Here is a 14,431-nt window from a genome sequence, read left to right on the forward strand (position 1 = left end):
TATTTTAGAATGGGAAGAATAATTTATCATAATAATTTCATTATTTCTTTTCATTCATGAAGACCTCAAGAAACATTAAGTTTAAGGTATTATTCAAAAATTTTGTTTAAAATAAGCGAAACCTCTTTATGTTTAGTAGCAGGAAAAAGATGAGTTCCGCCTTTAATAATATAATCCGGTCTGCAGTTTTTGATCGGAAAAACAATATCACGATCTCCCAAGATCTGAATAACATTGGGATCTTCTTCAAACTTCCACTCCGAAATCCTTTCTACAGACCATTTTAAATAGTACGGATCCCGAACCTGAAAATACTGGATGACTTTAGGATTTTTCGGATCTATCATTTTTCGGAGCCGGGTGTAAAGAAGAGAAGTTTTCTCACCGAAAAAACCTACCGGAAGAAATTTAGGAATCTTGGTAATTTCTCCCATTTTTATTAGGCGTGATTTTTCTTTGTCGGATTTTATACTACCTAAAATAACTACTTTCTGAGCCGGCTTGATACGATTGATTTCCTGCACCATAATACCCCCGAAAGAATAGCCTAAAAGATAAAAAGGTTCAGACTCATCAATTACTGCACTCATACGTTCTACATAGGCAGAAAAGCTTTCCCCGGCTTCGGGAATCAGCCAGTTGATAAAAACAACTTCATGATGTTTTGGAAACTGAAGCCTTTCTAAAACTTTGAAGTCTGCGCCAAGACCGCTTACTACATAAATTTTCATTTAAAAACCATTTTTTAATCAGCTAAAATAAAAAAAGGACCGCTCAATGAAAAGCAGTCCTTTGATTTTTATCATAAGTTTAACCTTATCTTGGTCTTTCGTTATCCACTTTCTCTGTAGAAAGCTTAAACTGAATCTCCATTTCATCTTTAATAAAATAATCTTTTACAGAGCTTTGGTAAAATACTTTGAAATCTCTTCTGTTTAAAGAAAATCTCGAAGATTCTATCTCTACCGTAAATTGGGTAATATATGCATTGGCCGGGAAAGAAATTGTTTTTCTTACTCCTTTTATCGTAATATCACCTACGATTGTTGAATTATACTCTTCATTCGCCAGCGGAATGATTCTTTTTAAATGAAATTTAGCTGTTGGAAATTTTTTAACATCAAAAAAAGTAGGTCCTTTCAGATCATTGGTAAGCTTTGTCTGGTCATCACCAGATAAATCGGCAACCATCAGACTCCTCATATCAATAATAAATTCACCATCAACAAGCACAGTTTTATCAAAATTAAACTTACCGCTTTTCAGCTTTACAGTACCGTAATGTGATGTAGCCTTAGTTTTTACCACTTTGTGTCCCCACCATTTTATCTCAGAAGTTATTACCTTAGAAACTTTATCTCCCTTCTTTTGGGCAAAAACCAATGATATGCATGAACACATCATAACAAACAATAGTAATCTTTTCATTATATTTTATTTACAATTCAACAAAAATAAAAAAAAGTGTAGAACTTCTACACTTTTAACAATCTTTTTTTAAATAAATTATTTCGCAGTAAGCTTTACAGTCATATCTACTTCATCTTTCACAAATACATCTTTCATGGAAGATTTGTATGCCACATCAAATTTTTGTCTGTCAAATGAAAATTTGTCTGATGTGAGAGAGACCAAACCATCTTTCACCGTGATATTTGCAGGAAAAGAAACAGAGCTTGTTTTACCCTTTACAGTAAGATCTCCCGTAACAGTTCGGTTGTAATTCTTATCTTTATTTTTCTTTACAGAAGTAATTTTAAAATTTGCTGTAGGAAACTTTTCAACCTCAAAAAAATCACCGTTTTTAAGATGTCCGTTTAGTTTACCCTGCATCTCGCCTGAAAGATCAGTAGCATTAATGGAAGTCATATCCAGCACAAAAGAACCGCCCACAACTTCATTTCCTTTCATTACAAGATTTCCGGATTTAACATTCACGGTACCATCGTGCGAACTTGCCGCAGATTTAGCTACTTTATAGCCCCACCAGTGTACATCTGAGCTTACTACTTTTTTAGTCTGTCCAAAAGCAAGTCCGGTCGCCAAAACAGCCAATAATATTAATTTTTTCATGTTTTAAATAAATTTTAACGAAGCAAAGATAATCATCTTTGTCTGCTGTTGATATTGATCTACATCAATAAATTAAAAAAAGCTCCGGTATCTTCGGAGCTTGATTTTATTCTGTAAAGTAAGCAGTGTAAAGTGCAGCACCATTAATGCTTATATTATCGGTATTAATCAGATAAATAGGAATATTTTTGAGCATATTTTCCATCTTGTCGCTGATTTTGAATTTCTCGTAAAACTTATCTTTATTAATGTAATTTCTCACAATCTGCGTAATATCTCCAGCAATCAAAAGTCCGCCGGTAGCTTTTAGCTTTAGGGTAAGATTATTTGCTTCCCTTGCTAAAAATTCCAGAAATGTGTCTAATGCAATTTTACAGATCATTACATCTTCCTCCATGGCAGCTTTAAAGATTTCTTCAGTAAAATTTCCGTTAGCAAGACGTTCAGAAAGCCATTCCGGTTCAGGATGTCTCTTCACGTCTCTCAAAAACCTGTAAATATTGAATAATCCTGCTTTTGAAAGTACAGTTTCCCAACTTACAATTCCATAAATATTATTAAGGAACTGATAAAATTCTACCTCAACATTAGTTCTTGGAGAAAACTCAGAATGTCCGCCTTCAGTAGCAAAAGGTCTGAGGTATTTTCCGTCAAAGAAATATCCTGCCTCTCCCAATCCATTTCCGGGTGCTATAATGGCAACATTTCCTTTCTCAAGATGTCCGCTGGTATAAATTGCATCCAGTTCAGAATCTTCCAAAAGACCGATTCCATATGCAGCTGCCTCCTGATCATTCAGCATATAAACTTTTTCAAAACCAAATCTTTCCTGATATTCGGCAATATCCAGATTCCAGTTAAGTCTTACAGGATAACTCTTACCATCAATGACCGGACCCGGAACAGAAATTCCCAGTCTTTTAATGTTTTCAAGCTGTGATTCCTGCATGAACTGAGCAAGAACATCCGAAAAAGATGAATATTCTTTTGTAATATATGTTTTTTTAAGCTGAAGTTCTATTCCTGCATTTCCCGAAAGATAATATCCAATAGTTGTGGTGTCTTCTCTGAGGTTTGCTCCGATAATAGAAACATGGTCGTTATTACTGTTCTTTACCCCTGGTAAATAGAGAGGAAATTTTGGATTTAAGTTCATAATCGCAAATTTTATCAAATATAATAATTGTTTTGGTATTTTTTGTATCCTAACAAAAAACCTTTTCAAAAAGTCGAAAAGGTTTGGTTAATAATTGGTTGTATCTTTAATAATTATTTCCCTAGAGGAATATTGTAAGAAAATCCTGCTCCGATGCTTCCCACATTATAGTCTTGTGAAGCCGAACCGGCAATATCACCATTACTTCCTGCAAATACTTTCTGATACTGAAGAAAGAAATTCCAGTCTCTGTTGTGATACCCGATTTCAGGTTTCAGGTAAAAGCCGCCATCCGGTCTGCTTACGGTAGAATTGCTTGCTACCATGTCATTTCCTACCAAAAATCCGTACCCGAGATCTGCTCCGAAATAAAATCCTGTCTGTTTCGGATACACTCTGATAAGCGCTGCTACAGGAACTACTCCAACATCATTGTTTTTGTAGCCATTATTGTCTTTGCCAAAATAGTGTGTATATCCTGTAGCGATACCAAGACCAAACCCCGGAGTGATAAGGTTCTGATAAGCTACATCTACTCCTATTGCCGCAGAGAGATTATCTGCCGGAACTGCCAAACCTGCTGTAGCTCCTACTTTAATCATGTTATTCATACTTGCATCCTGCGCACTTACTAACCCTGCAGTTAAAATTCCTGTTGCTATAATGGTTTGTTTAATCATTTTCATAACTCTGATTTTAAATTTTACATTTTGCTGGATGTAAAAATCATGCCAATAGCAAATACTGCGATCAGTATTGTGTTCTGAATACGTATTAAAGCTTTATTAGACAACAAATTAGCAAAAGATAAATATTTTCAGCCTAATTCCATTTAATAGTAAACGCATTAGATTGTAAAGATGATTTATTGTTCCTCTAAAAAAGAAAGACTGCAATGGATTCACTATCATAGAATAAGCACTGATCAGGCAGATTACATTGATGAACAGACTCTTAAAAAACAGTGAAGTGTTATTTCGGGAGTACTCTTTACTGAAATTTTATATCAAAATCCTGATTTATAAAAGCAGAATCTAATGACCCCAAAATTAAATGCAGAACAGAGGAGACTGAAGCACAAACAATACATAAAAAAACCTTACCGAAGTAAGGTTTTATAAGTAAGGAAAAGTTTTTAATGAGGCGACGGAATCTGTTTATTGGCATTTTTCACCTCTTTTTTTCCTGTAATTTTCTTAATGAAAAATTCTATCACAATTGGTGCTAAAAGCGTAAGCGCTGTTCTTAATATTCTTGATCTCATAATTTTAAATTTAAAAAAACATTACAAGAAGCAAGCCAATCTTTCAATAAACTCACCTGTAAAAGATACATTATTCCGTTTACAACATAATAGATAAAACAAATAATTTTAATCAATAATACTTTATTACAAAAACGATTTTTGCAATAATATTCTTTTTTTTCGCAATTACAAATAAAATTTTGTAGTTAAATTTGTAATATGAAAACTGTTCCTATCTGAAAAATAATTATTATGAATTCCCAGCAAGAAGTCGTTTATTTCAAAAACATATATGATGTTTGTGATTATCTTAATGTGTCGCCACCAAAATGTTCAGACATATGGTTGGACAAAGTAAAGCAGGTTTGGGTAGCTCCCAATCTCACTATATCTCCTTTAAAATCAGATTTATTTGCTGTCAATTTATTTATTGAAGGTACCGGTACAATAAAAATTGCACACTGGGAAAAACAAATGGAGTTTCCAAGCGTGTATCTCTGTCCCCCGAGACAAACTGTGTCTTGTGAATTAGAAGAGTCTATACTGATAAAGTATGGTGTGTTTTTTTCTGAAAATTTTATAGAAGAATTTCCTTTTTTGAATAAACTAATTAGCAACTATCAGTACTTTCAATTAGATAAATCAATTCCCATTAAAATCCTTCCTGAAGAAATAGATGACCTAATTATACTTTTTGAATTTTTCAATAAAGAATATAATAAATACAGCATAAAAAACAGGACAGTTCTTGCTTCATGCCTTCATATTATTTTGTTAAAGGTGAAGGAATTATATGACCAATACTATGATTCACAATTTGTAGGAAAAATAACTCACTCTGATGAAAATATTGTTGTCTCATTTTTAAAACTTCTTAATAAAGAAAAGAAAAACAAAGACTTCAAATACGAAAAAACTGTCAATTTTTACGCTAATTCACTTAAAATAAATGCCAACTATTTAAGTAGAAGACTAAAAACAGAAACAGGTAAAACAATTAAAGAGCATATTCATAATCTTATTATCCACGATGCAAAATCCCTTCTAAGGCAGACCAATCTATCAATAAAAGAAATATCCTATGTTTTGGATTTTAATGAGCCCTCACATTTTGTAAATTTTTTCAAAAAAAACGTAGATATAACCCCGAACCAATTTAGAAAAAAAGCATTACTGTAAAAATTAAAAAACATATTACCTGAAAGCTTTATTATATAATTAGTAAACTTTAAAATTATGAAAAAAAATCTATTTACTGCCCAACTTCTGCTTGCGGCATCACTCTTCATTGCTCAAACCGGGCGGGTTGGCATAAATACAGAATCCCCTAAAACATCATTAGATGTTAACGGAAGATCTGACAGCAATGGTGTATCTTTAACAAATGATATCACAGGTTTGCAGGCTCCAAGACTTACGAGACTTGAACTTACAAATAAAGGCAATACTTTATATACTCAGGATCAAAGAGGAGCATTGATATACATTACTGACATTTCTGGCGGAGACATACTTTCACAAAGAGTAAACATTACATCTGTAGGTTATTATTATTTTAACGGAACGGAGTGGATTAAAATTAGTCCGGACATTAACATCTATAAAGATGATGGAACTCTTACCTCAAACAGAACAATGACAATGGATGGTAAAACTTTAACCTTTCTAGGAAATAACCAAAGAACCATCATTAATTCAGGATCAGGTATTCGTCAGGAATCATTAGCTTCATCTTCAACAGGTCTTTCAAATATTTTGATAGTGTCACCGGATAGAAATAGCAACAATGTAGAGACTAGATTGAGCCTGCAGGCTTTCCCAGAGTCAAACACACAGGTTTTTGCAGGATTAGATGCCATATCTTTAGATATAGGCTCTAATGCAACTACTAATTCCGTACCTATCAGATTTATAACAAGCGCGGGAAGCAGTGCTCTAGGCACTGAAAAAGCAAGGATAACAGGTGACGGTAAAATGGGCATAGGTGCAATATCTCCATCAAATAAGTTTCATGTGGTAGATACATCAGATCCGGTACGCTTTGAAGGTGTACAAAATACAAATGCTACAAATGTTAGCAGCTTAGTAATTGATCCCAGCGGTGTAGTAAAAACCAGTTTCCTTCAAAGAATAAAATTTGGAGGCTACATTACAACAAACTTCTCCATGTCACAGCCGTCAACTGGAAATTCAATTGCTAAAGTAATTATAGACAATGAGCAGATTGACCTTGAAAATGAATATGATACATCTACAGGACTATTTACACCATTAGAAACGGGTGTATATATATGGGAATTTGCAACATCATATTTTGGTACCAATGCTGTTGACAATGACTTTGGAGTAAGCGCAGAGAGAGCTGTAATAGGCGTTGCAAGTAATTCAACTAACTTATGGGTAGCCAGAGCTAATATAGAAAACTCCACAGACACAAGATACTTTTTAGCCAAAGGTATAGTTACACTAACAGCTGGTACAAGTTACTATTTTGGATTAGCAGCACCGGTAAATAAATCTATGACATTAGTTGCTAGTCCTACAGGAGCTACAGGAAGCGGGATTGGTACTTATTTCAGTTTCACAAGACTAAAGTAAAATACATCAAAAAGCTTACTCTGATTTTTGCGGTGTAAGCTTTTTAATTAAATTCAACTGTCATTATCTTCGGAATAATTCTGCACAGCTTCTGTAAGACTTTTGTAAATCCTCTTTTTAAGCTTATCCGGTTTGAGAACGGTGATGCACTCTCCCATTCCCAAAATCAGCCGTTCCAGCTCAAAATTAAGCTGTACACATATTTTAAATACCGTTCCGTCCTCATCTTCCTTTAGAATCTCCTGAGAATGATGAAAAGGTTTGGTTTTCACATAAGGAGCGTGTTTTGGAGTGATGCAGAATATTACATTTTGAGGTCTTTGTGTTTCAGAAACCGTAGCGCCGATCACTTCACCGAAATAACGATCTGCATCGAAATCTTTATCAATATATTCGGTTTGCTCTTCCATCGAAATTTCTTCTATTCTGTCCAGAGCCAGGTTCATTATTTTGCTTTTATGCCAGCAAATCAAAAACCAGCGGTTATTATATTCTTTCAGCAATTGCGGATGAACGATATAATAATTGGATTCCCTCGCTTTGAAGCTTTTATATAAAATTTTCAAAACCTTTTTATGCAGAACGCTTTCGTACAGAATATCAATATGTTCAAGACCTTTCAGCTGCTCGTTTTTATCCAGATGAATAATTGATTTCTGATTCGTTGAATGGATCGAATCTTCAAGCTTCTGAATCACCCCGTTCATTTCCTTGAACATCGAAAAATCTTTGAACTGCTTCAAAATCTGCACCGCATTGTTCATCGCTTTCAGATCGCTTTCGTTCACCGAAATATTGTGGATACTGTAATACGGATCGCTGTATCGGTAATATTTTCTTTCATAAACTTCAATCGGTGCTTCATACCCGAATTTTTCACTTCGCATATTCTGCAGATCGAGTTGAACCGTTCTTTTGCTTACGAAAGATTCTTTTCCTTCAAATTCAAACAAAGCTTCGGAACATTCGTCCATCAAATCTTCCAGCGTATATTTTTTATACTTGTTTTTCAGACATTTGTCCAGTGTTTTGTACCGGATGAGAGCGTTTTTGTTGGATGACATACGATGAGGTTAAGTTTTAGGTTAACACTTAAATTTAGATTGATGTTGAATCTAATATAAGGCAGTGAAATTCCCCTCCTCTGGAGGGGTGGCGAAAAATCTTGGATTTTTTGACGGGGTGGTAAAAGTTGCCATTTTTCATGACCTCTTTCTTACTAAGGAAGCACTCAAATCAATCTCTTCCAAATTATTTGAGATTGCTTCCTTATTTCTGAACTGGGTTCGCAGACCTCCCGTCTGTTTGCAATGACAGTTTACTTTCTCACCAAAGCTGTCCCTTCAAAAGAAATCCCATCCCAACCGAACTTCATAAAGTTTCTGATATTCTGATGATCTGTTCCTTCAGGATTTTTCATTACATCATTTCTGTAAAAATCTCCGAAAAGATAAAGAGTTTCCTGTTTGGATAAATCATTCAGCGTTGCAAAACTGAAAACTTTACACGAACCGTTATTCTGATTGGCTTCATTTACCGTATTTCCGTTGGCAAATTTCGTTGGCGTGAAATCGTAATGCTCATCTATAAAATCAATTACGTCTTTAAAATCAATACTTTCTGGTGAATTTTTAAGCTGTTCTAAAATCATTATATTATTTTCTTTTTAATTTTTTCTAATTCTGCATCCAGATTCTGCCAAGAGTTCTGGCTCCAGATTCTTATGTAGTCAAATCCTGAATTTACAACGACTTTTTCCTTGTGCAAATCTTCCAGATACCCAAGATTTCCGGCATATTTTTCTTTGCTCATACATTCGGCGACCAGTGACTTTCCATTTTTATTTTCGATCAGAATATCAAATTCGTAGCCTCCGAAATGATGGTTTTTAAAAATCTTTACATCCGTAAAACTGTTGGTCAGTCGGCTGTAAATTTCATCAATAAAAAGATCAGCTGCCTTTTCATTTTTATGACTATTTTGATGTCCAAAAACATTCACAGTATTCAGAATTTCCTGCCTTTGAGATTCATTTTCTTCGCTCACCGCTTTGCAATACGCAAGATAAGCATAGAAAACTGCTTTTCTGTTGTTGGCTCCTTCAAGTTCCAGAGCTTCTTTATAACGGGTAAAAATTTCTTCAGGAACCGAGTTGCAGATATAAATTTTCTCCTTGGCTCTAGTAATGATCACGTTCAGAAGCTTATATCCTTTCGTATGATTGACCGGTCCAAAACTTTGAACAAATTTACCACCCGGCTTTTTTCCGTAAGTAGTTGATATGATGATAATATCCCGTTCATCTCCCTGAATGTTTTCAAGATTTTTTATAAAAAATCCGGCGGTTTCCAATGCTTGAATTTTATTTCGGAAAGCTTCATTTTCAGGCAGAGCAGCCTTTTGCAGAATCATTCTCCTGATATAATTTCGCTGTGTAATATTGAAGGTTGCGATACCGATTGAAGGATACGTTCCGTCTTTTTTCGGCTGAATATTTTCAAGAATTTCAATAACTTTTTCTGCTTCTTTTTTGTTGATATGCTCATCAAAAACACCGTCTGTCTGGAAAAACTCAATGGGTTTGTCTTCAGATTTTGAAGGCAGAGGTTTCAGTCTGGAATGATAAAATGCGTGGTTGGAAAAATCTATCAGATAAGGATGTCTGGAACGGTAATGAAAATCAAGATGATTTTTCTCAAACTGGTTTTCTGTTGCAAAATCCAGCAAAGACTCAATGTTCAGCAATGCATTTTTGTAAGTAATCACTTCATTTTCAGATTCCATATCTTCTTCATCTTCAATTGTTCCGTCAAAAACTTTACTGAAGTAACTGGAAGGTGGCATCTGGTGTTCATCTCCGGCAATGATAATATTTTTAGCTTTCAGCATCGCCGGAAGATTATCTTCCAGTTTCAGCTGACTTGCCTCATCAAAAACCACATTATCAAAATAAAAATTTCTGCCTTGGAAAAGATTACTGCACGCATCCGGTGTGGTAAAAATCACCGGAAAAAAACTGGTAAACAGATCAATATCTTTCTGCACTATTTGTCTCAGCGTCAGTTTTTTATAGTTAGTACTGCTTCTCTTGTTATAAAGATTGGCAACCGTAATATCCTTATTGATTTTTTCAAAATTTTTCACGGCTTCCTGCTGAGAAGTATTCCAAAAATATTCTATGAATGATTTTTGAAATGTTCCGAACTGTTTTATTTTCTTAGCAAGCTCTTCATAATTTTTTTCATTAAAGTGAAGTCCGGGAGCTGAATAATGGTTCAAAACCAAAGGAAAATATGCCGCAAAGAATGATGGCGACCAATTCTCAACTGCAAATAATTTCTCAGTAATTTTTTTCTGGAATACTGTAAGCGGAAGATGAAAAGAATACCAGTTATAGGTCTTCAGCAAAGGGTTTTCAGGATGATTTCTGTAAATTTTAAATAATTCAAAAGTCTCCGTTAAAAATTGCTCAAAAGTCTGGTAAGAATTTCCGAAATCGGTGTTTTTTAACCAGTTTTCGTTGCTGATATTTTGTTTTAATTGTTGAATTTTCTGCAAAATAAGTTCAGTTTCTTTTCCTGAAATCACAGAATCAAAAACATTCTGAAAATCAATTTGCCCAAACTGCTCTTCCAGATCTGATTCGATTGAAAACGATATATTTTGAATTTTCTGACGGTAACTGATGATCTCGTTTCTATTGTTCCAAAGATTATCAGACAATTCAACTGGTGGGAAAAATTCGGTAAGGCTGATCTGCTTTATCAATCCGCTGATCTCCTTCAAACGCTTCTGCGTACTGATCTTATTTTTCTTTGATATTGAAAAAAACGCTGTTAACCGATAGAAAAAACCACTCGTAATTTCCGGATGAAATTCTTCTGAATTTTGATTTAAAACAGCGGTGGCTACTTCCGTTTCGTCAATCAACGAATAGAGTTTGCTGATGTTTTCCGAGAATTTTTTTTTCTTTTTTGATTCGAAGACAGGTTTAAATTCCGCAATCAGTTTTTGAATCTCGTGCAGATCTTTTTCATAATTCTGAAATGATAAATCAAGATTTTGCAGACTGCTGTAAAAATCTTTCTGAACCAATTTTTCGGGATTGAGAAAAAAATTCCCCTTAAAAGGCTGGAACTCCTGATACAGCTCTTCACCGTTTTTCAGAATATTTTCAATGGCACTGAACTCCTCTTCCGAAAACGAGAACTGAATATCATTCAAATCAATACTTTCTTTCAGATTCTGATAAGAAAGTAGATTTGCCACAATTTCCGTACGGTTTTTACCGGATAAAATATCCTGATTTAAAAGTTCATGAACCGAGTTGATCACATTTTTATGAGCAGAAATTTCCGTAAGCTGAGCTTGCAGAGACTGCACCGAATATGGCTGAACGGTCTTTTTGAAATCTGCCGAATCTATCGTATTCCGAACTGCATCTACAACCAGTCTGCGGTCTGCCGCCGAATCTTTTATCATAATACAATAGCGTTCCAGTCCTAGTTTGTGAAGCGCATTGTAGAGCACTTCCAATGCGGTTTGCTTTTCGCACACCACAATGGTTTTCTGTTTATTTTCCAGCGAATTGAGCAAAACAGCAGTCAGAGTCTGGCTTTTCCCTGTTCCGGGCGGACCCTGGATCAGAATTTTGGACTGTGACTGAAGCGATTCTAAGATTTCCTGCTGCGAAGGATCTGTTTCTACGGAAGTTATCGTCTGAAATTCTTTTTTCTCGAAATTCTCTATCGGTTTGTACTCCTGTTTCAGAGTTTCATAATCATTGATAATATTCTGTTTCTGAACCTCAAACAATGAAAAAAGACCGGATTTTACAATAACCGCATCGCCTTTTTCAGGAAGCTGATTTTCAAAGGTCGATTTTGATTTAATGAATGGTATTTCCTCATAATTATTCAGAATAAAATCCAGATTCTGCGAAATTTTGAGCTGATCAAGAAGTTTCTGGCAGATCTGAAGCAGTTCAGGCTTGTCGATTTTACCATCCAGCAACATTTCCTCAGGAATCTGTTCTAATGTAATTCCGGAATCATTCTGCAGATGATTGACCAGAACTTCGTTCATATAAATCGGATCATCTTCTGTCCTGCTGATTTCCCAGGTGTTAAGTTCATTAACCGGTTTTATTTTTACAGACCAGATGAGAACCGGTGCCGAAGTAATCTGTCCGTCCAGATCTCTCCTGATAAGCAGGGGAAAACCAAAACCCAAAGAATTGATCCCTTTTTCCGATTGAATGACATCGTTCTGAAATACCAGATTTTCCAAACCTGTCGAAAGTTTCTCCAGAATTTTGGAACGGGATTCTATAGGATTATCAGAACTTTCAACAGTTTTTTCCTGAAGATTTTCCTTTTCATCTGCGTAAAGATAAATGCTGTCTTTCTTTTCAGTTTTAGGAGCAGGTTCTTGCTTTTTATCCAGAACTGAAAACCTGAAACTGATGTTTTTCTGCGTAAGAAGATCAATAATGAAATGTTCGGGAAGACTTTTCTGAATTTCAGACAACCTTGCCAAATCAAATTTGTATCGGGAATTTCCCGGAATAGCATTGAGGTGAACGCCTCTTCTGTTACCGGTTTTCAGCTTGGTCTGAAAGGCTTGGAATATTTCTGAATTCAAATTATTCATTCTGCGTTTTTAAAAAATTTTCATTAAATGTATAAAAATTTTCTACAATGCAAAAACATTGCGCACTTGTATCATTACTTTGCATCATCAAACAATGAAACTGGAACAGCGAATGGCTCGCAGCCCGACTTGAACGGAGCTCTTTTTATAAGGAGGAACGACGAATAAAAAAGCGGGAGTGGAAGGCGGAATAGCTGCCCAAATAATTAAAAATAAATTTTGAAATGAAAACAATTACAGGAAATGACTTAATCGCTTTGGGATACAGACCGGGAAAATGGTTTGCTGAAGCTTTGGAATATATTAACGAAAATCAATTAGACGAAAATCAAATGAAAGATTATCTGGAACAATTCAAATCTCCGGAACCGATTCCGCTGCATTCTGCCCCAAAAGATTTTGTCATCAACATCCGCGCAGAACACGAAAGTGAAAATGATAATGTGGAAAAAGTAATCAATACGATGAATGTCCTGATGAAAACGCCGACATTAACCAATGGCGCAATTATGCCCGATGCCTGTCCTACTGGTCCGGAAGGTCATATTCCGGTGGGCGGTGTTGTGGTGGCGAAAAATGCCATTCACCCGGGATTTCACTCAGCAGATATTTGCTGCTCGGTTATGCTCACAGATTTTGGAAAAATGGAGCCGAAAGATGTTTTGGATGCTGCCCATTCTATCACGCATTTCGGTTACGGCGGAAGACCAAGAGGTGAACAAATGCCGATGTCACAAGAGCTGATGGACGCTTTCAGGGAAAACGAATTTCTGAAAGATGAAGATTTAATCAGCATCGCCCGTTCACATATGGGAACTCAGGGTGACGGAAACCATTTTCTGTTTGTCGGAATTTCTAAAAATACCGGAAATACAATGCTGGTAACCCATCACGGTTCGAGAGCGCCGGGTGCGAAACTGTATGATAAAGGTATGAAAGTAGCCAACCGTTTCAGAATGGAACTTTCGCCGGAAACGTTGAAAGAAAATGCCTGGATCCCGTTTGAGACTGAAGAAGGAGAACAATATTGGGAAGCTTTGCAACTCATCAGAAAATGGACGAAAGAAAACCACGAATCTATTCACAATGCGACGTTGGAAAAATTAAACACCGAAAAGCTAAACCGATACTGGAACGAACATAATTTTGTATTCCGGGACGGAGATTTATTCTATCATGCGAAAGGTGCAACCCCGCTGGATGACAAATTTTTACCGGATATTACAGGTCCAAGACTGATTCCTCTGAATATGGCAGAACCTGTACTGATTGTACAGGGAACAACCAACGAAAGAAATCTGGGTTTCGCCCCTCACGGTGCAGGAAGAAATTTCAGCAGAAGCTTTCATAAAAAGTCTCTTGCCCATAAAACCATTGATGAAGTTTTTGCTGAAGAAACAAAAGGTCTGGATGTGAGATTTTTTACCAATGAAATTGATATTTCTGAACTTCCTACCGCTTATAAAAGTGCCAAAAACGTAAGAGCGCAGATTGAAGAATACGGATTGTGCGAAGTTTTGGATGAAGTGATGCCGTACGGATGTATTATGGCGGGTGATGTGGGGAAGAATGCGCCTTGGAAGAGGAAGAAGAAGTTTAGGAAATAATGAGAAGATTACGGGTTACCGTAATCTTTTTTTGTATTGACTTAAATTATATTTGCTAAATTTAAAATTAAAACTATACACCTAGTTTGACCGCTGCGC

12 protein-coding genes are annotated in these 14,431 nt (G+C 35.6%); 3 read left to right on the forward strand and 9 right to left on the reverse strand.

Features of this window, described 5'->3' with window-relative positions; all coding sequences use genetic code 11:
• Nucleotides 1-89 precede the first annotated feature (89 nt).
• The 6 genes from AC0NBN_RS10625 to AC0NBN_RS10650 form a co-directional block, all read right to left on the reverse strand.
• Nucleotides 90-731 (reverse strand): alpha/beta hydrolase, encoded by a 642-nt coding sequence (locus AC0NBN_RS10625; protein ID WP_160811888.1) that lies wholly within the window; start codon nt 729-731, stop codon nt 90-92.
• 85 nt (nt 732-816) lie between these two features.
• The gene (locus AC0NBN_RS10630; RefSeq protein ID WP_143883340.1) at nt 817-1,428 is read right to left on the reverse strand and encodes a YceI family protein; all 612 of its coding nucleotides are present in this window, start codon (nt 1,426-1,428) and stop codon (nt 817-819) included.
• A 78-nt stretch (nt 1,429-1,506) separates the two neighbouring features.
• Nucleotides 1,507-2,073, reverse strand: coding sequence for a YceI family protein (locus AC0NBN_RS10635; protein ID WP_160811887.1), 567 nt, complete (start codon nt 2,071-2,073; stop codon nt 1,507-1,509).
• Nucleotides 2,074-2,179: 106 nt separating this feature from the next.
• Nucleotides 2,180-3,229: a glucokinase gene (locus AC0NBN_RS10640; RefSeq protein WP_143883338.1), complete on the reverse strand. Its 1,050-nt coding sequence runs from the start codon at nt 3,227-3,229 to the stop codon at nt 2,180-2,182.
• A gap of 113 nt (nt 3,230-3,342) precedes the next feature.
• Nucleotides 3,343-3,915 (reverse strand): hypothetical protein, encoded by a 573-nt coding sequence (locus AC0NBN_RS10645; protein ID WP_160811886.1) that lies wholly within the window; start codon nt 3,913-3,915, stop codon nt 3,343-3,345.
• Between the two features lie 449 nt (nt 3,916-4,364).
• On the reverse strand, nt 4,365-4,493 hold the full coding sequence (locus tag AC0NBN_RS10650; protein ID WP_262711329.1) for a hypothetical protein: 129 nt from the start codon (nt 4,491-4,493) through the stop codon (nt 4,365-4,367).
• Nucleotides 4,494-4,727: 234 nt separating this feature from the next.
• On the opposite strand from AC0NBN_RS10650, the gene AC0NBN_RS10655 reads away from it, so the two are divergent.
• Nucleotides 4,728-5,654, forward strand: coding sequence for a helix-turn-helix domain-containing protein (locus AC0NBN_RS10655; protein ID WP_160811885.1), 927 nt, complete (start codon nt 4,728-4,730; stop codon nt 5,652-5,654).
• Nucleotides 5,655-5,711: 57 nt separating this feature from the next.
• Complete coding sequence (locus tag AC0NBN_RS10660; protein ID WP_143883335.1) at nt 5,712-7,073, forward strand: hypothetical protein; 1,362 nt, start codon at nt 5,712-5,714, stop codon at nt 7,071-7,073.
• A 53-nt stretch (nt 7,074-7,126) separates the two neighbouring features.
• Here the strand turns inward: AC0NBN_RS10660 and AC0NBN_RS10665 are convergent, their stop codons facing one another.
• The 3 genes from AC0NBN_RS10665 to AC0NBN_RS10675 form a co-directional block, all read right to left on the reverse strand.
• Entirely contained in the window at nt 7,127-8,137 is a 1,011-nt protein-coding gene (locus AC0NBN_RS10665) for a WYL domain-containing protein (RefSeq protein ID WP_160811884.1), read from the reverse strand.
• 254 nt (nt 8,138-8,391) lie between these two features.
• The gene (locus tag AC0NBN_RS10670) at nt 8,392-8,724 is read right to left on the reverse strand and encodes a HopJ type III effector protein (RefSeq protein WP_160811883.1); all 333 of its coding nucleotides are present in this window, start codon (nt 8,722-8,724) and stop codon (nt 8,392-8,394) included.
• Nucleotides 8,724-12,725 carry an AAA domain-containing protein gene (locus AC0NBN_RS10675; RefSeq protein ID WP_474468359.1) on the reverse strand — a complete coding sequence of 1,334 codons (4,002 nt, stop codon included), beginning with the start codon at nt 12,723-12,725 and terminating at the stop codon, nt 8,724-8,726. Before AC0NBN_RS10675 ends, AC0NBN_RS10670 begins: the two co-directional genes overlap by 1 nt.
• A 224-nt stretch (nt 12,726-12,949) precedes the next feature.
• Between AC0NBN_RS10675 and AC0NBN_RS10680 the strand changes: the two genes are divergently transcribed.
• Entirely contained in the window at nt 12,950-14,332 is a 1,383-nt protein-coding gene (locus AC0NBN_RS10680; RefSeq protein WP_160811882.1) for an RtcB family protein, read from the forward strand.
• Nucleotides 14,333-14,431: the final 99 nt, after the last annotated feature.

This window comes from Chryseobacterium sp. L12 (genome assembly GCF_056133985.1).

Coding starts and splice junctions, on each gene's coding strand:
- AC0NBN_RS10625 (WP_160811888.1), bottom strand. CDS start 731: ATGAAAATTTATGTAGTAAGCGGTCTTGGCGCAGACTTCAAAGTTTTA.
- AC0NBN_RS10630 (WP_143883340.1), bottom strand. CDS start 1,428: ATGAAAAGATTACTATTGTTTGTTATGATGTGTTCATGCATATCATTG.
- AC0NBN_RS10635 (WP_160811887.1), bottom strand. CDS start 2,073: ATGAAAAAATTAATATTATTGGCTGTTTTGGCGACCGGACTTGCTTTT.
- AC0NBN_RS10640 (WP_143883338.1), bottom strand. CDS start 3,229: ATGAACTTAAATCCAAAATTTCCTCTCTATTTACCAGGGGTAAAGAAC.
- AC0NBN_RS10645 (WP_160811886.1), bottom strand. CDS start 3,915: ATGAAAATGATTAAACAAACCATTATAGCAACAGGAATTTTAACTGCA.
- AC0NBN_RS10650 (WP_262711329.1), bottom strand. CDS start 4,493: ATGAGATCAAGAATATTAAGAACAGCGCTTACGCTTTTAGCACCAATT.
- AC0NBN_RS10655 (WP_160811885.1), top strand. CDS start 4,728: ATGAATTCCCAGCAAGAAGTCGTTTATTTCAAAAACATATATGATGTT.
- AC0NBN_RS10660 (WP_143883335.1), top strand. CDS start 5,712: ATGAAAAAAAATCTATTTACTGCCCAACTTCTGCTTGCGGCATCACTC.
- AC0NBN_RS10665 (WP_160811884.1), bottom strand. CDS start 8,137: ATGTCATCCAACAAAAACGCTCTCATCCGGTACAAAACACTGGACAAA.
- AC0NBN_RS10670 (WP_160811883.1), bottom strand. CDS start 8,724: ATGATTTTAGAACAGCTTAAAAATTCACCAGAAAGTATTGATTTTAAA.
- AC0NBN_RS10675 (WP_474468359.1), bottom strand. CDS start 12,725: ATGAATAATTTGAATTCAGAAATATTCCAAGCCTTTCAGACCAAGCTG.
- AC0NBN_RS10680 (WP_160811882.1), top strand. CDS start 12,950: ATGAAAACAATTACAGGAAATGACTTAATCGCTTTGGGATACAGACCG.